Source organism: Anaerolineae bacterium, from assembly GCA_013178015.1.
Lineage (GTDB): Bacteria > Chloroflexota > Anaerolineae > DRVO01 > DRVO01 > Ch71.
Window position 1 is genome coordinate 1 of the sequence record JABLXR010000055.1, and the last position, 25,145, is coordinate 25,145.

General features: G+C 64.3%; 22 protein-coding genes and 1 other RNA gene. 16 read left to right on the plus strand and 7 right to left on the minus strand.

The window, feature by feature from the left end:
• Nucleotides 1-183 precede the first annotated feature (183 nt).
• From ssrA to ndk, 3 genes are all read left to right on the plus strand, one after another.
• Nucleotides 184-575, plus strand: a transfer-messenger RNA (tmRNA) gene (gene ssrA / locus HPY83_16940).
• A gap of 134 nt (nt 576-709) precedes the next feature.
• A complete protein-coding gene (locus HPY83_16945) occupies nt 710-2,023 on the plus strand; it encodes a tetratricopeptide repeat protein (protein NPV09632.1) in 1,314 nt (437 codons plus the stop codon).
• A gap of 127 nt (nt 2,024-2,150) precedes the next feature.
• A complete protein-coding gene (gene ndk / locus HPY83_16950; GenBank protein ID NPV09633.1) occupies nt 2,151-2,618 on the plus strand; it encodes a nucleoside-diphosphate kinase in 468 nt (155 codons plus the stop codon).
• 3 nt (nt 2,619-2,621) lie between these two features.
• Here the strand turns inward: ndk and rsfS are convergent, their stop codons facing one another.
• Nucleotides 2,622-2,933, minus strand: a complete 312-nt coding sequence (gene rsfS, locus HPY83_16955) for a ribosome silencing factor (GenBank protein ID NPV09634.1) — start codon at nt 2,931-2,933, stop codon at nt 2,622-2,624.
• 192 nt (nt 2,934-3,125) lie between these two features.
• On the opposite strand from rsfS, the gene HPY83_16960 reads away from it, so the two are divergent.
• On the plus strand, nt 3,126-3,332 hold the full coding sequence (locus HPY83_16960) for a DUF951 domain-containing protein (protein NPV09635.1): 207 nt from the start codon (nt 3,126-3,128) through the stop codon (nt 3,330-3,332).
• 195 nt (nt 3,333-3,527) lie between these two features.
• Entirely contained in the window at nt 3,528-5,768 is a 2,241-nt protein-coding gene (locus HPY83_16965) for a hybrid sensor histidine kinase/response regulator (GenBank protein ID NPV09636.1), read from the plus strand.
• Here the strand turns inward: HPY83_16965 and HPY83_16970 are convergent.
• Complete coding sequence (locus HPY83_16970) at nt 5,671-6,903, minus strand: hybrid sensor histidine kinase/response regulator (GenBank protein ID NPV09637.1); 1,233 nt, start codon at nt 6,901-6,903, stop codon at nt 5,671-5,673. The two genes, HPY83_16965 and HPY83_16970, sit on opposite strands and share 98 nt — an antisense overlap.
• A gap of 202 nt (nt 6,904-7,105) precedes the next feature.
• On the opposite strand from HPY83_16970, the gene HPY83_16975 reads away from it, so the two are divergent.
• From HPY83_16975 to HPY83_17010, 8 genes are all read left to right on the plus strand, one after another.
• Nucleotides 7,106-8,374: a DegT/DnrJ/EryC1/StrS family aminotransferase gene (locus HPY83_16975; protein NPV09638.1), complete on the plus strand. Its 1,269-nt coding sequence runs from the start codon at nt 7,106-7,108 to the stop codon at nt 8,372-8,374.
• A gap of 108 nt (nt 8,375-8,482) precedes the next feature.
• Nucleotides 8,483-9,850: a sugar ABC transporter substrate-binding protein gene (locus HPY83_16980; protein NPV09639.1), complete on the plus strand. Its 1,368-nt coding sequence runs from the start codon at nt 8,483-8,485 to the stop codon at nt 9,848-9,850.
• Nucleotides 9,851-9,968: 118 nt separating this feature from the next.
• A complete protein-coding gene (locus tag HPY83_16985) occupies nt 9,969-10,925 on the plus strand; it encodes a sugar ABC transporter permease (GenBank protein NPV09640.1) in 957 nt (318 codons plus the stop codon).
• A complete protein-coding gene (locus HPY83_16990) occupies nt 10,918-11,790 on the plus strand; it encodes a carbohydrate ABC transporter permease (GenBank protein ID NPV09641.1) in 873 nt (290 codons plus the stop codon). Before HPY83_16985 ends, HPY83_16990 begins: the two co-directional genes overlap by 8 nt.
• A 34-nt stretch (nt 11,791-11,824) precedes the next feature.
• A complete protein-coding gene (locus HPY83_16995; protein ID NPV09642.1) occupies nt 11,825-12,610 on the plus strand; it encodes an amidohydrolase family protein in 786 nt (261 codons plus the stop codon).
• A complete protein-coding gene (locus HPY83_17000) occupies nt 12,607-13,407 on the plus strand; it encodes an amidohydrolase (protein NPV09643.1) in 801 nt (266 codons plus the stop codon). The genes HPY83_16995 and HPY83_17000 overlap by 4 nt, the downstream gene beginning before the upstream one ends.
• Nucleotides 13,408-13,518: 111 nt before the next feature.
• The gene (locus HPY83_17005; GenBank protein NPV09644.1) at nt 13,519-14,316 is read left to right on the plus strand and encodes a sugar phosphate isomerase/epimerase; all 798 of its coding nucleotides are present in this window, start codon (nt 13,519-13,521) and stop codon (nt 14,314-14,316) included.
• A gap of 128 nt (nt 14,317-14,444) precedes the next feature.
• Nucleotides 14,445-15,572 carry a CBS domain-containing protein gene (locus tag HPY83_17010; protein ID NPV09645.1) on the plus strand — a complete coding sequence of 376 codons (1,128 nt, stop codon included), beginning with the start codon at nt 14,445-14,447 and terminating at the stop codon, nt 15,570-15,572.
• Between the two features lie 73 nt (nt 15,573-15,645).
• Here the strand turns inward: HPY83_17010 and HPY83_17015 are convergent, their stop codons facing one another.
• The 5 genes from HPY83_17015 to HPY83_17035 form a co-directional block, all read right to left on the minus strand.
• Nucleotides 15,646-16,794, minus strand: coding sequence for an ABC transporter permease (locus HPY83_17015; GenBank protein NPV09646.1), 1,149 nt, complete (start codon nt 16,792-16,794; stop codon nt 15,646-15,648).
• 29 nt (nt 16,795-16,823) lie between these two features.
• Nucleotides 16,824-17,810 carry an ABC transporter permease gene (locus tag HPY83_17020; GenBank protein NPV09647.1) on the minus strand — a complete coding sequence of 329 codons (987 nt, stop codon included), beginning with the start codon at nt 17,808-17,810 and terminating at the stop codon, nt 16,824-16,826.
• A gap of 30 nt (nt 17,811-17,840) precedes the next feature.
• On the minus strand, nt 17,841-18,602 hold the full coding sequence (locus HPY83_17025; GenBank protein ID NPV09648.1) for an amidohydrolase family protein: 762 nt from the start codon (nt 18,600-18,602) through the stop codon (nt 17,841-17,843).
• On the minus strand, nt 18,599-19,336 hold the full coding sequence (locus HPY83_17030; GenBank protein ID NPV09649.1) for an amidohydrolase: 738 nt from the start codon (nt 19,334-19,336) through the stop codon (nt 18,599-18,601). The genes HPY83_17025 and HPY83_17030 overlap by 4 nt, the downstream gene beginning before the upstream one ends.
• Nucleotides 19,337-19,415: 79 nt before the next feature.
• Nucleotides 19,416-21,428, minus strand: coding sequence for an ABC transporter substrate-binding protein (locus tag HPY83_17035; protein NPV09650.1), 2,013 nt, complete (start codon nt 21,426-21,428; stop codon nt 19,416-19,418).
• A 440-nt stretch (nt 21,429-21,868) separates the two neighbouring features.
• Between HPY83_17035 and lysS the strand changes: the two genes are divergently transcribed.
• The 3 genes from lysS (at nt 21,869) to HPY83_17050 (ending at nt 25,090) form a co-directional block, all read left to right on the plus strand.
• Nucleotides 21,869-23,044, plus strand: a complete 1,176-nt coding sequence (gene lysS, locus HPY83_17040) for a homocitrate synthase (protein ID NPV09651.1) — start codon at nt 21,869-21,871, stop codon at nt 23,042-23,044.
• Nucleotides 23,031-24,281, plus strand: a complete 1,251-nt coding sequence (locus tag HPY83_17045; GenBank protein ID NPV09652.1) for a 3-isopropylmalate dehydratase large subunit — start codon at nt 23,031-23,033, stop codon at nt 24,279-24,281. The genes lysS and HPY83_17045 overlap by 14 nt, the downstream gene beginning before the upstream one ends.
• A gap of 317 nt (nt 24,282-24,598) precedes the next feature.
• On the plus strand, nt 24,599-25,090 hold the full coding sequence (locus tag HPY83_17050; GenBank protein NPV09653.1) for a homoaconitate hydratase: 492 nt from the start codon (nt 24,599-24,601) through the stop codon (nt 25,088-25,090).
• Nucleotides 25,091-25,145 lie beyond the last annotated feature (55 nt).

Here is a 25,145-nt window from a genome sequence, read left to right on the forward strand (position 1 = left end):
TGGCCCTCAACCTCCTGCGCTCCCTAGGCTTCCCCCTTGTCCCCGACGCCATCCGTCACCTGCGTCTCCACCCTGAAGCCAGCCTCGCCCTCCTCACCCAACCATAGGAGGGTTGAAAAGCCCTGCGTTTTTCCTGAGTTCTCTTGGCAGTGGAGGGGGCCCGTGGTATAATGGCGTCATAACGGGGATGAAGGGTCTCGACAGGGGAGGCTGTCGGCGAACTGCAGGCCGGAGCGCCTGTCTCCGTCAAAACGGGCAAGCCAAGTAACTGGCACTCAGAATCAGAATCAGGCGCTGGCCCTCGCCGCGTAAGCGGTAGGGGTTGGCGCTGTAGCCGCCACACAGTGCGGCTAGGCCCCAAGGTCGGCCACTCCGGAGCAGGCCCTGGGGCGATGAAACAAACCGGAGTGCCTGTCTCCCCACGCCGATAAGGGGGCAGAAAGACCAATCGGCTGGCGCGCGGCCATCCCGTCGGTCGGGTCGGGAGCGGGCGAGACTGCAAAGGCCGACTAAGCCTGTAGCACGTTTTCCGGCGAATCTTCTGGACGCGGGTTCGATTCCCGCCATCTCCACCTGCAGGCCACCGCCGCCGCGGTGGCCTTTGCTCTTGCCTCGGCTCCAGGCCGGGCATAGAATGAGCCACGCTGCCGAACGGGCCAGAGACGGCGCAGTTGGTTCTGGCCTATCTCATTCGTCTTCGAGAGGCACGATGGCACGAGCGCCCCTGACCGACCTGCTAGACCGAATACGCCGCTCGGTGGAAGAGCGTCGGTACGACGACGGCGCCGCCATCGCCCGTGTCGTCCTGGCCGCATACCCCAAGTGCATCCAGGCTAGCCGTATGCTGGCGGAGGCGCTGTGGGAGAACGGCATGCCCGACGAGTCGCGGGCGGCTTTCGAGGCGGTGCTCGAGCGCGATCCAGAGGACTTCGTGGCCTACGCTGGGCTCGGGCTCATCGCGGAGCAGAGCGGCACGCTTGACCAGGCCGTCTCCTATCTGCGACGGGCGAGCGAACTGGCCCCCAACAGCGAGGAAGTTCGGGACGAGCTCGTTCGGCTGTATCAGCGCCAGGGTCAGGCTGACTCGGGCAAGCTTAAGGTCAGCCGGGCTGCTCTGGCTCGCATCTACGCGCGGAGCGAGATGCCTTCCCGTGCGGTAGTCGAGTATCAGGCCGTGCTCGAGGAAGAGCCAAACCGCATGGACGTCCGACTGGGGCTGGCTGAGGTACTCTGGCGCGAGGGCAAACCCGCCGAGGCCAAGGGTCAGGCGGAGACGGTGCTCAAGTACCTGCCCGACAGCATCAAGGCCCAGCTCATCCTTGCCGCTGTGGCTCGATCCGAGGGTAGGGAACAGCACGCCCAGGAACTGCTGGACCAGGCGGTGGCGCTTGACCCCCTGGGCGAGTACGCCGAGCGCCTCTTCGGCACTGACTCTCCCTTGCCCCCCACCGATCCAGTGCTGGAGGTGCCCGACTACCTCCTCGGGAGGGGCGAGCCCGTAGCGGAGGGAGAGGAGACGGACCTCGAGCTTCCCGACTGGCTCATGCCGGAGCCGGAACCGGAGCCGACCGAAGGACAGAAGGCCGTCGAGGACGAGGATCAGGAGGTCGAGGAATTCGCCGCGGAGGTCGGCGTGGAGGCCGAGTCCGGAAGGACGGCTCCGCGACAGCGGGATGTGGTCCCAGAGTCGGGTACTCCTGCAAGCGACGATTCGTGGCTGCAGGAGCTGCGTGCCACGCAGGCTCCACCTGCCCCCGAATCCTTGGCGGCAGCTCTGAGCGAAGCCTGGGTCACGTACAAGCGCAAAGGGGTGGCGGCTGCCCTGGAAGCGTATCGGCCCCTGGTGGAGGCTGAGGAGAGCATCGAGGACGTCATCCAGGCGCTCACGATCATCGTGGCCGACACTGACAGCCTTGACGCTACCGAGCTTCTGGGTGACGCTCACGTCCGGGCCGGCCACTACCGGGCGGCTATGGACGCCTACAACCGGGTGCTTCGCCGGCTCGAAAGCATAGAACGCTGATGACGCTGATACCACGCCGATCCCCGCTGAGCGGAAAGAGATAGTCTGGGGGGATCAGCGGGGATCAGCGTCATCAGCGTTCTATTCCGACTGCCTATTCCGACTGCCACGATGTTGTGGAGGCTCAATGGAAAGGACGCTGGTACTGGCCAAGCCCGACGCCGTACAGAGGGGACTCGTCGGCGAGATCATCGGGCGTTTCGAGAGGCGGGGCTTGCGGCTCCTGGCCGTCAAGATGCTCTGTATTGACGAGGAGCTGGCGCGGCGTCATTACGCCGTCCACGAAGGGAAGCCGTTCTTCGAGAAGCTGATCCGCTACATCACGTCGGGCCCTGTGGTGGCTATGGTTGTGGCCGGCGACCGCGCCGTGGATACGGTACGTCTGGTCATGGGCGCTACCGACCCGGTCAAGGCTGCGCCGGGCACAATTCGTGCCGATTACGCCATGGACATGGAGCGCAACCTGGTCCACGGGTCGGACTCGCTGGAAAGCGCTCGGAAGGAAGTCGCCCTCTTCTTCCGGGACGAGGAGATCTGTGAGTACCGTCGGGCGGACGATGTATGGGTGTATCCCAGGGCGCAGGCGGTAGGGTAGAGGCTACTGCAGCCTGACCACCACTCGGGCCGACTGCCACACTTCCTCTAGCCGGTAGAACTGACGCTTCTCGGCGGAGAATATATGGGTGACCACAGGGCCGTGGTCCACCAACACCCAGCCGGAGGTGGTGTCGCCCTCCACCCTGGGGGAGCGCCCGTTGTCATCCTTGAGGTCGGTGACCGCTTCCACCAGGGCTTGGAGCTGCCGCTCGCTCGTGGCGTTGGTGATGATGAAGTAGTCGGCGATCGGGGAAGCTTCTCGTATGTCCAGCATCAGAATGTCTTCCCCGAAATGATCGGAGAGAGCGTCCACGATCCGATTGGCCAGATCTCGTGTCTCCAGTGCTTGCGCCTCCTGCCGGCGGACCGGCGTGCGATCTGGCTCATTCTAGCACCGGCGAGCGCCTGGGCAAGGCTCAGGTCTTGGTCTGGCCGGCGCGGCAGAGGAGGCGGGTGCGTCCTCACTATGTAGGGTGCAGTTGTGTCAGCTGTGGAGGTTGACCAGGTGCCCGTAGACGTGAGACCGGACGACATAGCTACTCTGCGCAAGCCCCATCCTTGTGGCAGCTACGACTGGCGCGTAGTCCGCATCGGGGCCGACATCGGGCTGCGCTGTCTGAAGTGCGACCACAAGATCATGCTGCCCCGTCGGCAGTTCGAGAGAAGGCTCAAGAAGCTCACCCGCCCGGCGCCTCCGCCGCCGGAGGAGTGACGGTCTGGGTCTGCTCCTATTGCCTGCCTGCGCTGGGGGAGACGAGACGCTGACGGCCAGGGTAGTCCCGCGGCATGCGGCGAGCCGGCCCTCTCGCTTCGGCTCAGGCGGTCTAGGCGTTTGATGGCTGAGGCTGGCGCCAGGATACCGCTCGCCCCCCAATCGTCAGGTAGCGCCAGGCGGAGGTGCTGACGCATGGTCTACAAGGAGTTCGAGCCCAATCGCGTCTACCCGCTTCAGAGGGCGAACTGGGCCGGAGAGCTGGCCGAGTTGCAGCAGTCGGCTCTGGACACCATCGGCTGGGTGACCGTGTCGGCCGGCTACATTTGGTCCCTGGTGGAGCTGATGGCAGCCCATCCCCGCGTGGTGCTGCAGCCCCTGATCCTGCCGCTAGGCACCGCCCTCCTGGGAACGCTGGTGCTGGTGCTGCGGCGCCCTCTCGGGGTACGACGGCTCCTTTTCGTTGGTGGGGGCGTGGCGCTGGGCGCCGTGGCCTTGCTGGTCAGCAGGTTCCCGGCAGCTCCCTTCGTCGCTCTGGTGGCCATCAGCGGCGCCACACTGATCCCTGGGCAGGCCGCCACCTTCGTGACTGCGGCGGTAAGTAGCGCGTTGCTGGTCGGCGTCGCCTGGCTTGAGCCCGGCCGGTGGTCCGTGCCCGTCCTCGGTGGCGCTCTGGCCCTCTACTGGGCCAATGCTACCGCCTCCTGGCTCACCTCACGCAACCTTCGCTCCGTGCTGCGGTGGGCGCTGCAGGGTTACGAGGAGTCCTGGCGCACCACCCGGGAACTCCAGGTGCAGCGCGGCAAGCTCAACCGCACCCTGAAGGACCTGGCGGACGCGAACCTCTTGCTCAAGCGTACCACCTATGACCTGGCGGAGGCGCGGGAGGAGGCAGAGCGGGCGCGCCAGATGAAGGCTCAGTTTGCCGCCAACATCAGCCATGAGCTGCGCACTCCGCTACACCTCATCGTGGGCTTCTCGCAGATGATGCACATGTCGCCCGACAACTACGCTGGGGTCACCTGGTCACCGGAACTGCGAGGGGACGTGGCCGAGATCTACGAGAGCGCGACCCACCTGCTGCACCTGATCGACGATGTCCTGGATCTCTCCCAGATAGAAGCCGCTCGGCTCCCCGTGAGCAAGGAGCGAATCGTCCTGGCGCCCCTCATCCGTGAGACCGTGGAGACAGCCAGGAGCCTGCTTCGCGACGGCGAGGTCACCCTGCACCTTGACCTGCCGGATGGCCTGCCGGCCGTTTACGCCGACCCCACGCGAATGCGCCAGATCCTGCTCAACCTGCTCAACAATGCGGCGCGCTTCACCGAGAGGGGGAGCATCACGGTGGAGGCCCGGCTTCGTGAGAATGACATCGAGGTGGCCGTTGCCGACACCGGGATCGGCATGCCGGAGGACCAGCTACAGGAGATATTCGAGGAGTTCCACCAGGTGGACGGCACGCTGAGGCGCAAGTACGGCGGCACCGGGCTGGGGCTGGCTCTGTGCCGGCAGTTCGTCCACTTGCATGGGGGTCAGATATGGGCGGAAAGCCGGGTGGGTGAAGGCAGCACCTTCCACTTCACCATCCCTCTCCCAGATCGTGCCACGCCCCAGGCACAGGCAAGCCTTCTGCCACGCAACTGGCGCTACCCGGCATCGAAGCCTCGGGCGGCGCACCGCCTGGTGATCCTGGCCCGGCCTCCGGAGTTTCCCCGACTGCTCGCTCGCTATCTGCCGGACACCGAAGTGGTAGAGGCGCGGGACGACGAGCTGGCGGCTGTGGCCCGGCGGGTCAAGGCCGATGCGATCGTCCTTCCTTCGGGCGTGGACAACGATCTGGAGGAGGAGCTGGCAGGCGAGGTACGGGACTTGAGCCTACCGGTGATCACCTGCTCCTGGCCTCTGGAGCAGAGCCTGGCTGCAGCCCAGGGCTTCGCCGGCTGCCTGATGAAACCATTCGGCACCCGGCAGCTGCTCGACAGCCTGGACCAGGTAGCGCCCACCGCCCGTCGCCTGCTGGTAGTGGATGACGACCCGGGGGTGGGAAGACTGGCACAGCGCGCCCTACAGGCTCCGAAGCCAGACCTGGAGATTGACCTGGCCTTCGACGGGACCGAGGCCATCCGATTGCTCGATAGAGAGCCGGACGTTGTGCTGCTGGACTTGATCCTGCCGGGCGTGGACGGACTAGGGGTGCTGCGGGAGCTGCGCCAACGGCCGGGCGGCCTGGAAGTGCCGGTGATCGCCATCACCGCCCGCAGCTTCGCCCAAGACATGGCCAGCCTGGGTTCAGGGCAGGTGAGAGTGCGTCGCGGGACGCACTTCACCGCCAACGAGATCACCCGCTGGCTCGCCGCGGTGTGTCAGGCCTTCCCGGCCCGGCACCTCGAGCCTGGCGGACCCGGTCCAGAGCCCGCACCAGTTCGCCCTGGCTGACCGGCTTGCGGATGTATGCGCTGGCGCCCAGCGAATGGGCCAGTTCGGCATCGTTGAGGACGGAACACACCAGCACGGGGATGTCTCGTGTGCCGGGGTCGGTGCGCAGGGACTGGAGTATAGCCCAACCGTCTACATCGCGCATCATGATGTCGAGGATGACTGCCTCGGGCTGAAGCGACCGAATCTCGGAAAGCGCTGCGGTGCTGTCTCGGATGAGCACCGGCCGATAGTGATAGGGTTCGAGAAAGCGCTCGAAAAGCCTCAGAGTCCGGGGGTTGTCGTCCACGATGGCGACCGTCTCTTCCTCAACACTGGGCAGACGCAGTTGCACCAGGAAGCCGGCGTCGTTGGACTCCACCGTGAGCTGCCCGCCGAGGTGGTGTGCCAGGCGCCCCGGCGTGAGCAGAAGCGTCTCCATGCTGCCGGCGCCGGCGGCATCTGCTCTAAAGCTCAGCAGCGCCCAGCGCCCGTCCGACGTGAGCTCCACCTCGATGTCGGAGTGGTTGTTCTGCTGTACCAGCGAAGCCATCAGGCTGATCAGCAGCTGACGGGAGATAGCTTCGTCGGCGATGGCTTCCGGGCTCTCCCGGACTTCCAGACTGATACGGACGCCTCGGCTGGCCGCCAGGTTGGACACGGCCCCGATCGCCTCCCGGAGGATGCTCTCCAACGCCAGGATCTGGTCCTGCAGGCCGAACTGCTCCAGCTCGTCCCTGAGGACCTCGGCGTGGTTGGCCGGGCTGGATCGAGGCTGATGCAGGCGCTTCTCCCACAGAACGCTCGCGATGCTCTCTATGGCCTTTCGCTGCTCGCGGAAGAGCTGGCGCCGGCCGATAGCCAGCCTCGCCTGCAGCTCCTCACTGGTGCTTCCCTCGACGTACTTACCGCGGAGGATGTTGTAGGGACGATAGGCAGGATGATGGGGCGAGACCCCGGCAGGCGGCCTGAGGGCGCCGATGCACTGGATGACCGTCTCGCGCAAGTACTGGGCCCGGGCGCGTGGCTCGCCGAGGTCCGCGGGAACCAGATGAGCTACCAGCGGGTGCCGCTGAAGGTGGGCCGTGTCGTACAGGTGCGTTAGGACGTCGCGCACCTGCTGCACGAAGTCTGGGGGGATCCCACCGCTAGTCATGGCGCCGCCTGCATTTGGCACACCGGTGACACTCACGTGTCACCCGGAGACACCACTATGTCACCTGGGGCCTTGCAGTGCCCGCAGGAGATGAATATGGTTACTGGTGCTCTGATCGTGTGACAACTCGCATCCATCTTAGCGGAAGTGTTGCTTCCTGCAACTCACCGGACCAGGAGATGAGGACATGCGCGGAGCCGCGGTGCGGTCTTCCCTTGCTCTCTACGGTGGTCAACCGGCCCGCAGTCGCACCGACCCGCCGATGTTCCCCGGAGGAATGGAGATCGGCGAGGAGGAGAAGCAGGCTGTTCTGGAAGTCCTTGAGAGCAGGAATCTGTTCCGATACTACGGGCCCACCCGGGCACCATCGAAGGTGGCTGCGTTCGAGAAGGCTTTCGCCAGCCACATGGATTCGACTTATGCCCTTGGCGTAAGCTCGGGCACCGGGGCTCTGCATACGGCCCTGGTGGCTCTGGGGGTCGGGCCCGGCGACGAAGTGATCGTTCCAGCTTACACCTTCATCGCCAGCGCCGCTGCCGTGATCGCGGCCAATGCCATCCCGGTCATCGCCGAGGTCGATGACTCGCTGACGATGGACCCGGTCGATCTCGAACGCAAGATCACACCGCACACCAAGGCGATCATGCCGGTTCACATGCGGGGCGCCCCTTGCGACATGGACGCCATCATGTCCCTGGCCCAGCGCCACGACCTGCTGGTCATCGAGGACGTGGCCCAAAGCGACGGGGCCAGCTATGGGGGCAAGCGGCTGGGCACCTTTGGCGATGTGGGTTGTTTCAGCCTGCAGTACCACAAGATCATCACCTCCGGCGAGGGGGGCGTGGTGCTCACCGACGACAAGCGGCTCTACGACCGGGCACGGATGTTCCACGACGCGGCCGGCGCCTGGCGCAGGCAGGGGGACGGGGCGGTTGAGCCCTACACCGGGGGCACGAACTACCGGATGAGCGAACTTGCCGGAGCTCTGGCACTGGTACAGTTGGGGCGCCTGGAGCAGCTGCTCGGACTGATGCGGCGCAACAAGCGCATCATACGCGAGGGGATGGCCGAGCTGCGGGGCGTGCAGTTGCGCCGGCTCCACGACCCGGAGGGCGACGCCGCCGTGTGCCTCATCTTCTTCGTGGAGGATGGAGAGAAGGCGAAGCTGGTGGCTGAGGCGCTACGCGCCGAGGGCGTCTCGGCCGGCTCCATGTACGACGCTGGCGTGCCGGATTGGCACATCTACCGTCATTGGAGCCACATCCTGAACAAGCGGACGGCGACCGCGACCGGTTGCCCTTTCACCTGTCCCTTCTACACGGGTCGGGTGGAGTACTCGGAGGACATGTGCCCGCAGACACTTGAGTGGCTGGGACGAGCAGTGCACCTCAACATCAGCCCCATGCTGACCGAGCAGGACGCCGAGGAGACGCTGCTCGCCGTGCGGAAGGTGGCCGCGGCGCTCCTGTGAGAGTGCGATCCTTGGCATTGGGTGGTGTTGGCAGCCGACGACGCTGCCTGGCTTGGAGGCCGGCAGCCCAGGGGCGACAGTTCCGTCGCCAGATGTAGGAGGGGGAAGATGGCCGTAAGCATATCCCGACGTGCGTTTCTGGTGAGGATGGGCGCTCTGGGTGGCGCCGCCGTTGCGTCTGGGGTCCTTGCCGCCTGCGCGGGCGCGCCGGCAGGCGAGGCACCGGCGGCGACCCAAGTCCCGGCCGAGGCAGCAGCCACCACGGCGCCAGCCGCAGTGGGCGAGGTCGTCACACTCCAGATGTGGAAGGGCCCGCACAAAGCGGCAGGAGATGAGACCGTGCAGTGCGCCGGGCCCACGCTCGAGAAGTTCATGGCCGAGTACCCGAACATCAAGGTGGAGTTTCAGGAAGTACCTTGGAGTGGCTACAACGAGAAGTTCACCTCGGCCTTCGCCGCCGGCCAACCGCCCGACGTCAGCTACCAGACGGAGTCGTTCCCCACCTTCGTCAAAGCCGGGAACATCTTGCCCCTTGATGATCTGATGGCTCAGTCTGGCTTCGACAAGGGCTACATGCTCGATCTCTCCTGGACGTGCGCTGAGTTTGAGGGGAAGACCTATGCCATGCCCTGGATCGAGGGCGGGTCCTGTATGTTCTACAACAAAGACCTCTTCGAACAAGCTGGACTCGATCCCGAGACCCCACCGGATACCATGGACGATTTCCTCGTCGCCGCCCAGAAGATCACCGAGCTGGGGGATGACATCTACGGCTACTCCTGTGGCCCCAGAAGCTATCATGAGGTCGGGCAGTGGGGCATCCGCTGGGGAGGAGCCTGGTTCAACGAGGACCTGACCGAGTGTATCGCCGATTCTGAGGAGTCTATAGCCGGGTTCCAGTTCATGGCCGATCTGCTGTTCAAGTACGAAGTCTCCCAGCCAGCGGCCATTGCGGGCCAGGAACCGGGCACGACTGGCTACTTCCGTGATGGGTTCATCGGCATGATCACCGCTCAGAGCCCGACGGCCAACTCCATTCGTGCAGAGAAGCCGGACTTCCCGCTTGGGGCTGCCTTTGTCCCGAAGGGTCCTGCCCCTGAGCCAAACGGTAGGGCGGCCTATGGTGGCGTGGGCATGCTTGCCATCGCTCAGGCATCGCGGCACGTCCCAGAGTCCTGGACGCTGCTTGAGTGGCTGGTCACTCCAGATGCGCTCAAGTCCTGGATCGGGTGCCTAGGCTTCAGCACTGCAGCCAAGACAGTCTACGTGTTCGAGGAAGATCCCGTACTGGCTGTCGCTGAGGAAGGGCGGCGATTCCACTTCTTCTGGCCCTATACGGAGTGGGTGTTCAAGTTCTGGGATGTCATAACGACCTACACTGAGGCCATCCAGCTGGGCGAGATGACAGCGGAGGCAGCCATGAAGGAGTGCACTCAGAAGGTCAATGACATACTAGCGGAGTATCGCGCCGCCTAGTGGCGCGGTCCGGACACGGCACCGCACAGCCAAGGGTTGCTGGATGTGCGGTGCCGGTCCGGCCTTAGTGGTCGTCATGCGGCGTTCGTCATGCGAGTGCTCAGTAGAGGTGCATCCTGTGAATGCCTCGACGGCTCAGGGTGAAAGCGTAACCACCCCTCGCCTGCGGCTCAGGCCGGGCCGGGCGAGGCACGGAAGCACCACTGCGCTGAGGCGCAACCTGGTAGCCTACGCTTTCCTGAGTCCGTTCTTTGCCCTGTTCATCACCTTCACGGCCGTCCCTTTCTTCTGGGCCTTGTGGCTGGCTCTGCAGCAGGGTCTGCTGACCGGGCCCAAGACGTTTGTCGGCCTCAGCAACTTCATGCAGCTACCAAGGGACACCATCACCCGGACCGTGTTGTTCAATACAGTCAAATATGTCGCCATCATCGTCCCGGTCGCAGTGAGCTCTTCTCTCGGCCTGGCCTTCCTGATAACCAACCGGGTAGTACGAGGCCGTGACTTCTTCCGCGCCCTGGTCTACTTCCCGATCCTTGCAGCGCCCGCCGCTGCCGCCCAGATCTGGAGCTACATACTCGCGCCTCGCTTCGGCGTCTTCAGCTATGTTCTCTCCGCGCTGGGGTTGGGTGACGTGCTCTTCTTGTCCAATCCGCAGCTCGCTCTTCTCTCGATCGCCCTCATCGAATGGTGGAGAGGCATCGGCTTCCATGTCATACTCTTCATTGCCTCGCTGATGGGCATCCCTAAGGAGCTGAAGGAGGCGGCTACCATTGATGGCGCCACCTCCTGGCAGGTGGCGACCAGAGTCACCATCCCGCTCATGCGTCCGGTCATACTCTTCTCGGTGGTGATGGGGACCATCTGGGCGTTCCAGCTTTTCGACACAGTCTTCGTGCTCACTCAGGGTGGCCCGATGCACTCGACCGCGACCATGGTCTGGTATATCTACAACCACGCTTTCCGCTACAGCCAGTTGGGGCTCGCCGCGGCCATGGGAGTTGTGCTGCTCCTCATCATTGCCCCGATCTCTTACGTGCAGATGGCAGTGCTCGGGAAGGAGGTCGAGTATGCCTGACCCCATAGCCGCGAGGCGAAGGGAACCGGCGTGGGTCCGCCCATTGCGGATGGCCCCACGAGTCGTTGTGGTTTACTCCCTTCTGGGTCTGCTCGTGGTGTTCATGATCGGCCCCTACTTGTTTATATTCGGAACTGCCTTCAAGGAGACCTATACCCTGGTCTCGATACCGCCCAAGATCATTCCAGACCAGCCGACTCTGGAGAACTTCCGCAGCATCTTCAGTACCATGCCCTTTGGACGCTGGTTCCTGAACAGCACCGTCGTGGCCACCGCTTCGACTCTGGGTACTCTCCTGGTCTGCTCGATGGCCGGGTATACCTTCGCCAAGAAGGATTTCTACGGTAAGGGTCTGCTATTCTCCATTTTACTTGCAACTCTCATGATACCCGGCGCTCTGATGCTGGTTCCAGCTTTCCTCGTGACGAATGCTCTCGGGCTGGTGAACTCCTATGGCGGCCTGATACTCCCCAGTGTCGGTGGGGCGATGGGCGTGTTCCTGCTACGCCAGTTCATAGAGACGTTGCCGTCGGAGCTGGAGCAGGCGGCCCTCATTGATGGCGCTTCTGAGGTTGGTGTCTTCGTGCGCATCATACTGCCCCTGGCCAAGCCCGGCCTGGCAACCCTGGCTATCCTGTCTTTCACAGGCAGCTGGAACTCGCTCATCTGGCCGCTTGTCATCGTGAATTCAAAGCGTCTGTATACGCTGCCCCTAGGCTTGGCTCTCCTACGCACCGAGTTCCAGGTGAACTATGGCGCCACCAGCGCTGCCGCGGTAGTGAGCGTGGTGCCGCTGGTGGCAGCGTTCTCCTTCCTCCAGCGCTACTTCATCGAGGGCTTGACCGTCGGAGCCCTCAAGGGCTAACCTGATCCCACACCCCCAAAAGGAGGCGCCCTACATGCACCTCTTTGACTGCAACGCTTCGTACGGCCTCCTCGACGTGCCCCCACTCCAGTACGCCGCCACCCCGGCCGACCTCATTGCCGAGATGGACTTCTGCAGCGTCGCCGAGGCCCTCGTTACCTGCGCCGCCCAGCGCTGCGACTCGCCCCTGGTGGGCAACGACCTGGTGCTGGAACAGACGCGCGACCACCCTCGCCTGCATCCAGCCTGGGTGCTCCTGCCGCCCCAGACGGAGGAGCAGGCGCCGACGGTGGACGCGTTCATCGCTCGGATGGGCGAGGCCGAGGTGAGGGCCCTGTGGGCCTTCCCGGCCCGCAACAAGTACCTCCTCAATGCCACCACTTTCGGGCCCGTCTTCGAGGTGCTGATCGAGCGTTCCATCCCTCTCTTCTTTCCCCTCACCGAGGCTCTCCCCGGCCCCGGAGGCCACGCCGCCGGCCACTTGGGCTGGCAGACGGTGGATGACTTGCTCTCCCAGTTCCCCCGTCTCACCCTGGTGGCTACCGACCAGTCCGTGTGGGGGCAGGACCGCTACTTCCGACCGCTGATCGAGCGCTACCGGAACCTGTACCTGGACATCTCTACTTACGAGCAAGGCCGCGGGCTGGAGGACTTCTGCCGCAAGTACGGTCCCGACCGCCTGCTCTTCGGCACTCACTATCCGGAGGTGCCCATGGGCGGGCCGGTACTCAACCTGGTCAACGCGGACATCGGATCCAGGGACAAGGAGCTGATTGGCGCCGGCAACCTCAGTCGGCTCCTGCAGGAGGTGAAGCTGTGAGCAACCCATCCCGGCTGTGGCAGCAGTACCTGGCTCACGGCAAGGCGGAAGACTGCCCCGTGATCAGCGCTCACGCTCACTATGGGCCCTACATGGGCATCTACTTCCCGGAGCGGGGCGAGGCCGCCAGCATGCTCAAGATGATGGACCGGGCCGGCGTGGTGCGGGCCATCTGCGCTCCTCACGCCGGCCTCGTCGAGCCGGCCCGCGGCCACGCCCTTCTGGCTCAGGTCATGGCTGCGCATCCGGACCGCTTCGCCGGGTATTGGTGCATCAACCCCAACTACCCGGAGATGCTGGCCCAGTCGCTGGCGGAGCTCGACCGCTCTACCGGCTTCGTCGGGCTCAAGTTGCTGTCGGACTACCACCGACACCCCATCAACAGCCCGAGATATGCCCCGGCGCTGGAGTATGCCCACGAGCGCGGTCTGCCCGTCCTCATGCACACCTGGGGTCACAGCCCCTACGACGGCCCCGCCCTCTGGTCCGAAGTGGCAGAGAAGTACCCGCGGGCAACCTTCCTCATGGGGCACTCCGGCTACGGCCAGTGGGACCTGGCCCTGGAAGTAGCCCGCAAGCACGACAACGTCTACCTGGAGCTGTGTGCCGCCTACCACGCCAACGGGATCGTCGAGCGCATGGTGCGGGAAGTGGGTTCGGAGAAGGTGCTCTACGGGGAGGACCTTCCCTGGTTCGACCCCCAGTACGGCATCGGCTGCGTCCTCTGCGCTCATATCAGCGACGAGGACCGTCACAACATCCTGCACCGCAACGCCGAGCGCATCTTTGGTTGGTGAGTGGGGAGTAGTGAGTGGCGAGTGCATGCCCGAGTCTGTGGCACCACTCCCCACTAACCACTCGCCCCTCCCCAGCGGTCACTACCATCCTCGTTCCCAAGGAGCGATGCAATGAGAGCCGGCATCAACGTCTGGACCTGGGGCATCAACAGCCGGGAGCAGTTCGAGCAAGGGGTCAAGGAGGTATCGGACATCGGCTACCGGGCGGTGGAGAACATCGCCTCCATCGTGACCCTCTACGAGGACAGCCCTGATGACTTCGATGCCCTCCTCAGCCGATACGGGGTGGACTTCGTCTGCGGCTACTTCCACCTCTCTGGCGACTTCGAGAAGGACTACGCCCACGCCGAGCGCTACCTCCGATTCCTCCAAGGCCGTGGCCCGAAGGTGATGAACCTTCAGGCGGGAGCGAGAGCGAAGGAGGGCGTCACGGAGCCGGTGCTGGCCCGGACCGCCGAGCAGGCCGCCAGACTGGGCGAGTTGGGCAACCGCTACGGCATCCGCTTCTGCCTGCATCCGCACTACGCCACCAACGTCGAACGCCAGAACGAACTCGACTACGTGATGGCGCAGGTGCCCGAGTCGGTCCTCGGCCTCACCATCGACACCGCTCACGCCGTCCTGGGGGGGATGGACCCGGTCCAGCTGGCCCGGCAGTACGGCCCGCGGGTGGGCTACATGCACGTGAAAGACGTGCAGCCACTGGCCCCGGAGGGCACCCCCTGGTACGACACTTTCCGCGAGCTAGGCCGTGGGGTGATCAACTTCGTGGCCGTGGCCGAGGAATTGAAGCAGGCGGGCTACGAGGGGGTGCTCTGCGTGGAGTTGGATCGGCCGCGGGTCAGCGGCTACAAGAGCGCTGCCATCAGCTACGCCTACCTCAAGGACGAGCTGGCCTCGTACTGGTGAGGGCTTCAGGCATGAGGTAGACCAAATCGGTTGTAGCGCAGCGGACCGCTCACTATAATCGAGGGGTGCACGAGAACAGGAGTAGCCGCCCGAGCGCCGTCAGCCCTGCCTCCATCATCAGAGACTCGATGGGCACGCGGTCGTGGATGCTCGGGCGGTTCCTCGGCACCCTCGTGTACGTGGACTCGAGCTGGCCCCTGATCCTGGTCCTCTTCGCATGGACGCTGGCCGCCGGATATCTTCCCCGCGATCACCCGGGATGGCCTGTCTGGCAGCGCTGGCTAGGCGGTTCGCTCGCGGCCGGCCTTCTGTTCCTGTCGGTGCTCGTCCACGAGTTAGCCCACGCCCTCCTGGCACGGGGACTGGGCGAGGAGACGGATCGAGTCACGCTGTTCTTCTTTGGCCGTGCCTCCCAAGCGGTGGATCCACCCCTCAACCGAGGCGCCGAGCTGGCGGTGGCCCTCGCCGGGCCCGTGACGTCGCTGGCGCAGGCGGGGCTGTTGGCTCTGGGGTGGCGCCTCCTACTGCCCTATACCGGGTTTCTGGCTGCCGTCTTCTACTACGTAGGGTGGGCGGTCGCCTTCGTCGCCGGGTTCAACCTCCTGCCGGGGCTGCCCCTCGACGGGGGAAGGCTGCTCCGGTTGGCCTGGTGGACGATAGGGGGCGACTTCCGGGCCGCGGGCAGGGCTGCCGCCTGGGCCGGGCAGACTCTGGCCTTCCTGCTGGTGGTGCTGGGGGCCTTCCGCGTCTTCCGGGGAGACTGGCTCACTGGGCTGTGGGTGACTTCGTCGGGCTGGCTGCTTCGGAACGCCTCCGTGTCCAGCTTCCGGCAGATCGTGGTGCGCGAGGTGATGGGCGACATCTCCGCCAGGCAGATCATGAGCCAGGACTACGTCAGCGTGAGCCCTGATCTGAGCGTGAGGCAGCTGGTGGAGGACTACGTGGTCCGCCGGTACCAGCACGCCTACCCGGTCCTGGGCGATGGTCAGCTGCTGGGGATCGTCTGCCCGCATGACGTGAGCCAGGTGGAGACCTCCCGCTGGGACAGCACCTCCGTGGGGGAGATCATGACGCCGGCCTCGGAGCTGCAGGTGGTGCGCCCGGAGGACGACGGCAACCTGATTCTGGAGCGACTGGCCCTCAGGGATCTCCATCAGTTGCCCGTGGTGGAGAACGGCCGCCTGGCCGGGATGGTAAGCCGCAACGACGTAGTGCGGTTTCTCCAGTGGCAGACGGAGTTGGGCATGTACACGTAGGAGCCGGGGCGCACAGAGTGCGCCCCGGCTCCTACGCTAGGCTACCGCCCGGCGGCTGGTGCGCTCGCCGAGCCTACCGCGCGTACGGGTCGGCGGCGTCGCGCAGGCCGTCGCCCACGAAGTTGAAGCCCAGCACCGCGATAACGACGAAGGCGCCCGGCAACAGGAGCCAGGGGGCCTGCGCAACCACGCGCAGCTTCTGCGCCTCGTTCAAGATCACCCCCCAGCTGACCGCCGGCGGCCGCATGCCCACCCCCAGGAAGCTGAGCGAAGTCTCCCCGAGGATCATGCCGGGAATGGCAAGCGTGAGGTTGGCGATCAGGTAGCTGAGAAACGAGGGCACCAGATGCCGCACGATGATGCGAAACTCCGAGGCGCCCGAGATGCGGGCCGCGACTACGAAGTCCTCCTCGCGCAGAGAGAGGAAGCGACCGCGCACCACCCTCGCCAGACCGGTCCAGTGAATGAAGGACAGTATGACCAGGATGGAGAAGTAGATCTTCACGGGCGACCAGTACACGGGCAGGGCGGCCGCCAGCGCCATCCACAGCGGTATCTCAGGTATAGAGCGGAGGAACTCGATCACGCGCTGGACGATGGTATCCACTACGCCGCCGTAGTAGCCCGAGGCCCCGCCGATCAGCACCCCCAACACCAGAGAGATGATTATGCCCACGAAGCCCACCGACAGAGAGATGCGACCTCCGTGAATGATGCGAGAGAGCATGTCCCTGCCCATACGGTCGCTACCGATCAGGAACAACGATCGCTCGCCGCCTTCCAAGCCGAAGAGGTGCAGGTCGCTCTCGATGAGCCCGAACATACTGTAGGGATCGCCGTGCACGAAGAACTGGATGTAGTGCTTGACGCTCGTGTCGTCGGTATAGGTCTTGGTAAGGGTGCGCGAGTCTACGTGTTGCTCCAGCCCGTAGACGAACGGACGGAGACTGAAGTTGCCCTCGGTGTCTCGGAAATGGATGGTCCGTGGCGGCACGAAGAGCAACTTGGTGTTTTGCTTGTTGTGGTCGTAAGGCGCGAAGAAGTCAGCGAATATGGCGACCGTGTACAGAACTGACAGCACAATCACGCTGAACACGGCCAGCTTGTGCTTGCGGAAGCGCCAGTACATGAGCTTCCACTGCGAGGCCACGAACACGCTCGCCGTCTCCTCGCGATCCGGTGCCTCCTGCCACTCGGTGGTGGCCACACCAGCTTGGGTCATCATCCACCCTCTCGATATATCTTCCCAGGCTAATCGCTGAGCCGGATACGCGGATCGAGCCAGGCCAGCAAGACGTCGGATATCAGGGTTCCCAGGACTGTCAGGAAGCTCAGAAGCATCAGGAAGCTGCCCGCCAGGTACATGTCCTGGCTCATGAGCGAGTGGAGCAGGATGGGGCCAGTGGTGGGAAGGCCGAGCACGATGGAGATGATGGTGGTACCCGAGATGAGCCCCGGGAGCGACCAGCCCACGGTGCTGACGAAGGGGTTGAGCGCTACCCGGACCGGGTACTTGATGATGACGCGGTTCTCTTTGAGGCCTTTGGCCCGCGCGGTCACCACGTATGGCTTGTGTAGCTCGTCCAACATCATGGCCCGCATGGTGCGGATGAGTCCAGCGCTTCCTAGCAATCCCAGAATCAGTACGGGCAACACTGCATGCTTGAGCAGGTCCACCACCTTACCCAGGCTCCAGGCTGCCTCGCGGTACTCAGGCGAAAACAGCCCCGTGATGTTGGTGCCCGTCTTTACGAAGACAAACCACATGAGGACCAGCGCCACCAGGAACTGAGGAATAGCGGCCCCTAGGAAGGCCATGCCGGTGAACAGGTAATCCCCTACGCTGTACTGCTTCACCGCCGAGTATACGCCGATGGGAAAAGCAGTGATCCAGTGGATGATGAGAGCTAAGAAGGAAATGACGAAGGTGAGAGCCATCGGCTCCATGAGCAGGTCTATGACCGGTTTGTTCCATTCGAACGACTGACCGAAGTCACCTCGAAGCAGGTTGCGCATCCACTTGGCGTACTGCAGGTAGATCGGCTGGCCGAGGCCGTAGCGCACCTTGAGCGACTCGATGGTGGCCTGATCTACCGTCTCTCCCGTGCTGCTCAGGCGAGCGATGTACGAGGTCAACCAGTCGCCTGGTGGCAACTGAATGATGACGAAAGTCACGACCGAGATCGCCAGCAGGGTCGGAATCATGAAAACGAACCGACGCAGGATATACCGTAGCATCCACTCCCCTCCGTCAGGGTCTAGCTCGCGCTAAGGGCTGTCGGGCTCGCCCAGTAACGACAGAGCGTTACCGCACAGGACGGCGTGCTTCACGCGGTCGTCTACGCTGGCGCAGCGGATCCTCTCCATACATACGTTAGCATAAGATATACCATAATTGCTGCCATTCAGCACGCGAGGGCCGAAGCCCGTTTGCACCAGTTGTTCCAGTGCTAGCCCAGTCTCCAGGTTGGAGAGTTCCAGGTACAGGTTCGGTGCTCTCCGCAGAGCGGCGATGATCTCGTACCACTGGCTCCGGTTGGCGCCCACCATCAGTACCTTGAGCTCGGGGAACCTCTGAGCCAGCTCCAGGGCCTGGTTCGGCTGGCCGCCGGCCCAGGGTACACCGCGGGCGGTGTTGAGCGCCACGACCACGGGCCAGCCACGCGCCAGTGCTGCCTCGGCTAGGGCACTGGCCTCGTCGCCGTCCAGTCGGTTGCGGTAGAAGGCGGGGGCGATACGGACGGCCCGCACCCCCAGTTCCGTCCATTCCTCGACCCTGGCTCGCCATCGACCCCCATCGTTCAGGTCCACCACGGGGACGGGCAGGAGACGCTTCGCGTGCCCGGCCACGGCATCGAACAAGGCCCGGTTCCCTGCTTCCGGCTCGTGCATGCACGCGGTTAGGTGAGAGACCAGACCCCGCTCGATGCCGAACCGATCCATGCTGCGGAGCATCTGCTCGGCTGAATCCACCCCGACGGGACGCCATCCCAACTGACCCAGGACCAGGTTGGCATCGAAGGCAGTCATCGGCCGATCCCCACGAGTCTGGCCGCGTTCGCGCCCAGTATCAGATCGCGTTCGAGCTCCGTCAGGTCGGCGGCCCGAACCTGAGCCAGGCAGTGGGAGGGCTCCAGGAACGGATTGTCGGTGCCGTAGAGCACGCGTTCGGGCCCCACGGCGGCGACGAAAGCTTCAATGCGGCCCACGTCGGCGCAGGAAGCGCAGATGTCGAGGTAGGTGTTGGGGACGGAAGCCGCGTCCGCCAGGCAGTCGGCCCAGGCGTAGCCGCCGGAATGGCCTACGATGAAGCTGACCCGCGGATGACGGCGGGCGGCAGCCACTACCTGCTGCACCTCGGCCGGGGAAAAAGTGTGAGCCAACACGGGGACTCCGTACTCCTCGCCCTTGGCATAGATGGGGTCGTAGCGGGAGTCATCGTAGGCAACGTTATTGTGGGAGCGATGCACCTTGATGCCTCTGAAGCCCTCATGGCCCAGGTAGCGATCTGCCTCCGTCAGCGACTCCTCGACATGGCGCGGGCTCAGGATCACGAACCCGATGAGCCGATCGGGGTAGGCCCGGACCACCTCGAGGGTGACCCGGTTCCCCTCCCTCATATCGCAGCGCAGGTAGCGACTGGCCGAGGTGCAGGCCATGTCCACGCCGGCCCGATCCATCATACCGATGGCGTCGGCCACCGTGGGTCGGACTCCCTCCTCGGGCCAGGTCACCCCGACGTGCGCATGAACGTCCAGTATCATGGCGCCCGCTTCCCCATCCGGCATAATGAGTCGAGGGCCGTGCCGCTCGTCGTGCACGGCCCTCGTGAGGCTCAGGCTATCACTGGCGGCGCCAGAGTTGGAACGGCCAGCCGATGCCCTCGTGGTAGGTGCGGTACTCCGCCGGAGCCGCCACCGGGGCGTTGACGATGCCGTTCTTTACGATCATCGGCTGGATGTCTATCGAGCAGGTGCCGATGATGTAGACGTTTTCGTTATGCCGATCCAGGATCTTGCGGCCCAGCTCCAACCGCTTGGCCTCGTCCGGCTCCTGCTTGAGCTGGTTGTACCAGTCGATGATCTCCTTGATCTCATCCGGCGGCTCCATCCCCGCCTCGGGGTTGAGGGCCCACTGAGCATAGGCCGGAGCCCAGTAGCAGCTGCCGTAGGGAACGAACCACACTGGGTCGAGGATCCAGAGGATCTTGGCGATGTCGTACGAGGGCATCATGCTCTCGTTGGCAAGGGCGCGCTGGCTCCACAAGGAGCGCTCGATCTCCCGGGCCTGAGCGTCTATGCCCAGCTGCTGCCAGTAGCTGGCCACCTGGCTGAAGATGTCTATGACCGGCACACCCATCTCGCTGGGATAGCACTCCAGCAAGAGCTGCAGGCGTTCACCATCTGGCCGCAGCCGGAAGCCGTCGTCGTCCCGCTGGTCCAGTCCGATGCTGTCCAGGAGCTCGTTGGCCCGGTCCGGGTCGTACTCGATGGCGGTGGTGCCGTAGCCCTCTTTGTAGAAGGGGTCACGGGTGCTGCCCACCGGGTTGCCGGGCGTGGCCAGGCTGAACCAGAAGAGGTCGTTCATCTCTTCCCGGTTCAGGCCGTAAGACAGGGCGTGGCGGAATTCCTTGGTCTGGAAGATCGCCCGCACTGGATCATCGGGCCAGCTCTGGTTGACGTAGACGCAGGGGAAGGGGCCACCGATCCAGTGCCGCACCTCATAGCCGCCGGCCTCGGCGTTCTCGGTGAGGAGCGAGTAGTTGGCGAAGCCCATGTGCCGGTACTGGTAGTCTACTTCGCCGGCGATGGTCTTCATCATGATCACTTCGTTGTTCTCGGCTAGATCAACCACTACTCGCTCGAAGTAGGGCAGCTGCTGCCCGGCGGTGTCCACCTTCCAGTAGTAAGGGTTGCGGACGCTGGTCATGCGCTGGGCGGGGAAGGGAGTCTCCACCTTCCAGGCCCAGAGGACCGGGCAATCGGGGTTGTTCATGGTGTCGTTGCGGTTGGCGAACAGCTCGTACCAGTGCTCGAACCCGGCCTCCTTGATCTTGGCGGCCAACTCGTCGGCATCGGCGTAGTTGGGATGGAACTGGGACAAGTAGTGCTTGGGGGCGATGATTCCCGGTCCCTGGAAGGCCAAGAACTCGATGAGGATGCCGTAGGGAGCAGCGAACTTGAAGGTGACGGTGTAGTCGTCCACCTTCTCGATTACCACCGGCTCACCTCCCACCACCAGCCAGGCGGGGAAGGTGGGCATGAGCTCCTTGTTGAGGGCCATGTCCTGGTACCAGAACATGATGTCGTCGGCGGTGAAGGGCTCACCGTCAGACCACCTCATGCCCTCGCGCAGGTAGAAGGTGTAGGTGCGACCATCGTCGGTGACGTCCCATCCCTTGGCTATGTTGGGGATGGCCTTGAGCTCCTCGCCGTGGTAGTCCCAGCGGGTGAAGGCCTCGTACAGCAGGATCCGATGCCCGGTGAGGTCGGCAGGGCCGGTGAGCACGCGGTGCAGGTCGTCCGAGTACTGACCGATCTCCTCGTAGGGCTCGACGATGACGGGCTCCTTGGGCAGGCGCTCCTCCACCGGGGGTAGCTCGCCCGCGGCCACTCTCGCGGCCAGGCTGGGAGCCTCGGTGTACTTGGAGGCCGGGGCAGCCGTCGCTTCTGGCGCGGCGGTGGCTTCGGGCGCTGTGGTGGCCTCGGGAGGTTGAGTTGCCTGAGCAGGAGGCGCAGTGGGTTCCGGGGTCGCTGTGGGGGCGGGGCGGGAGCCGCACGCGGCTACCGCTGCTGCTGTAGTGGCTACTCCGGCCGTGCGAAGGAACGAACGTCGGGTCAACACGCTGTCGGCCATACTTCTCTCTCCTGTCGCTGTTGTGCGGGGAACCCCAAAGCTCGGCCCACATTACACCACGCAGTGACGCACATTGTCAACTGATGGTAACAGATCAGGGTCGGTAGGCTGAGCGTGCCCGAGCGGTAGGTCTCACTACTCGCCCTGCCTGCCGACGCGCTTGCCCCCCTTGGGCGTTCATGCTAGACTTGGCCTCAGTTCCGCGATGTTACACCATATGGGTAGGCGATTGGTGCAGGCAACGGGCGCTGCCAAGCGCGTGAAGAAGGCCGAGGAGCCAGACCGCCGGTCTGGATAGGCCTATTGCCTGTCTGCAGCATGCGGCCAGCCAAACCGGACGGTAAGTGCTGGCCGCTTTCGTTTGCCCATTGCGGGACCGCCGGCGGTCCGGGGGTGCTCGATGGCGAGCCGTTCTGCCACCTACGGCATGGAGGTCATGTATGCCGCTGAACGACTTCGCCATCATCGAGTCCACCCTGCGCGAGGGGGAGCAGTTCGTAGGCGCCAACTTCACCCCCGAGCAGAAGGTCCAGATCGCTCAGGCGCTGAGCGAGTTCGGGGTGGAGTACATCGAGCTCACTTCGCCGGCTGCCAGCCCCCAGAGCTTTGAGGACTGTCGCCGCGTGGCCAGGCTGGGGCTGAAGTGCAAGGTGCTGACTCATATTCGCTGCGCCATGAGCGACGCCCGGTTAGCGGTCGAGAGCGGCGTGGACGGGATAGACGTCGTATTTGGCACCTCGGCGCTGCTCCGGCAGTACAGCCACGGCAAGAGCATCCAGGAGATCACCGATGCTGCCATCGAGGTGGTCTCTTTCATCAAGGATCAGGGGCTGGAGGTCCGCTTCAGCTCCGAGGACAGCTTCCGCAGTGACTCGAAGGATCTGTTCCACATCTACAGCGCCGTAGACCAGATCGGCGTGAACAGGATCGGATTGGCGGATACCGTAGGTGTGGCTACGCCCATGCAAGTGCACCGTCTGGTCAGCACTCTGCGGGACGTGGTGTACGCCGACATCGAGTTCCACGCTCACAACGATACTGGGTGCGCCATCGCCAACAGCTTCGCCGCCCTCGACGCTGGCGCTACCCACATCGACACCAGTGTACTCGGGATTGGCGAGCGTAACGGCATTACTCCTCTCGGTGGCTTCGTGGCTCGCATGTACTCGCTGGACCGGGAGCTCGTGAAGCGGAAGTACCGGCTGGAGATGCTTCGCGACCTGGACCGCATGGTGGCCGAGTTCGTGGGCATCGCTGTGCCTTTCAACAACTACATCACCGGCATCACCGCCTTCACCCACAAGGCTGGCATCCACGCCAAGGCCGTACTCAACCGGCCAGAGACGTACGAAATCCTGAACCCGCAGGACTTCGGCATGACCCGCTATATCTCCATCGCCCACCGGCTAACTGGCTGGAATGCGGTCAAGGATCGGGCCGAGCAGCTGGGCCTCGACCTCAGCGACGACGAAGTCAAGGCGATAACGGCGCACATCAAGGCCCTGGCCGATACCAGGCCGCTGCACCTGGGCGACGTGGATCACCTACTGCGGCAGTGGGTGGAGAACGGGGGCCGGCTTCTGCAAGACTCCCCTGAGGAGGATGGTGTTGAGTAGGGGCTTCACTCTGGCGGAGAAGACCATCGGACGGGCGGCCGGCCGGGAAGTGCGGGCGGGTGACCTCACGGTGGTCAATGTGGGCATGGCCATGAGCGTGGACAGTATCGCCCCCAGCGTCATCAAGGCCATGAAGGAGGAGTTCCGGGTGCCGCGGGTGGCTGACCCAGGGCGGATAGCGCTGTTCGTGGATCACGTTGCCCCCGCCTGCAACCTCTCCACAGCCGAAGGGCAGGCGGAGGTGCGGCGCTTCGCGGCCGAGCAGGGCATCCGGCAGTTCTACGACGTCGGCTCCGGCATCTGCCATCAGCTCATGATCGAGAAGGGCCTGGCACGGCCCGGCGAGGTAGTGCTTGGGTCGGACTCTCACTCGACCGCGTATGGCGCCATCGGGGCCTTCGGTACGGGCATGGGGGCGACCGACATTGCCCTGGCCTTCGCCACCGGCAAGATCTGGCTCAAGGTGCCCGAGTCTATCCGGGTGAACCTCGTCGGAAGTATGCCCGACGGGGTAATGTCCAAGGACGCCATCCTGCACCTAATCGGCCGACTGGGGATAGATGGGGCTACCTACCGTTCGGTGGAGTTCCACGGTGCCCAGGGCCTGAGCCTGGCCTCCCGCATCACCCTCTGCTCCATGACCACGGAGTTGGGGGCAAAGGCCGGTATGATCGCCTTCCCGCGGGACAGCCTGGCGCAGCTGGGCCTGCCGGACTGGCTCTACCCTGACGACGATGCCCGTTACGTGCAGACCGAAGAGATAGACCTGTCGGCCCTGGCGCCTCAAGTGGCCTCACCGGACGATGTGGACAACGTGAGCGACGTAACCGAGGTGCTGGGCACCCGTATTGACCAGGTGTTCCTGGGCACCTGCACCAATGGTCGGCTGGAGGACATTCATGCGGCGGCCCGCATCCTGAAGGGCAAGCGGATAGCGCGGCACGTGCGCATGATCGTCATCCCGGCATCGGACCAGACGCTGCGAGACGCTATCGCCGACGGCAGCCTGGGCGCTCTGCTCGATGCCGGCGCCACCATAAGCACCCCCGGCTGCGGCCCCTGCATCGGCCGACATCAGGGCGTGCTGGCGGCGGGAGAGGCCTGCTTCTCCACCGCCAATCGCAACTTCCGGGGAAGGATGGGCTCACCCCAGGCGGACATCTACCTGGGTTCGCCGCTAACGGCGGCGGCCACTGCCCTGGAAGGCCAAATCGCTGATCCGAGGAAGTACTTGTAGGAGGGAAGGAGGGAAGGAGTGGAGGAGACAGGAGCGGAGGAGATAGGAGGAGAAGTGCGAGTTGCGACGGCCCTGCATGTGAGCGGCGATTGGGGCGGTGTGCGGAGCGGTGAGCATGGGCCACGAGTGCGGCCACGGGGTGCCTGGTGGGCGTGCCTGCTACGCCAGCCGGCCGTGCTGTTCTCCTGTCTCCTTCACTCCTTTACTCCTCCCCTCCTGTCTCCTCCACTCCTCCCCTCCTGTCTCCTCCACTCCTTCCCTCCTGTCTCCTTCACTCCTTCTCTCCTCATTAGTGAGATCCGGACCTAGGAGTGCAGATGGCTAGGGTATGGAAGTTCGGCGACGATGTGGACACGGACCAGATCGTGCCGGGGCGCTACTCGCCCTACATGACCAGTGAGGCGGAACTACCTGGGTTCGCCTTCATCGAGTTCCGGCCGGAGTTCTCTCGGGAAGTGCGCCCGGGCGACGTCATCGTAGCCGGAGACAACTTCGGGTGTGGCTCCTCGCGCGAGTACGCCCCGCTGGCGCTGAAGAAGTGCGGTATCGCCGGCATCATCGCGAACAGCTTCGCTCGCATCTTTTTCCGCAACGCGATCAACCTGGGCATTCCTCTCTTCGAGGACCAGGAGGCGGTGCGGCAGCTGCAGGATGGCGATCAGGTGGAGCTGGACGCGGCTGGGGGCCAGATCACGGTGGACGGCCGGAGAATCACGCTACGCCAGCCACCCCGGTTCGTCCAAGACATCCTGGCGGCGGGGACGATCGCCGACTACATCCGCGAGCACGGCCGCTTCCCGGGGGAGTAGGGGGAAGGAGACAGGAGTAAAGGAGACAGGAGTAGAGGAGACAGGAGCAAAGGAG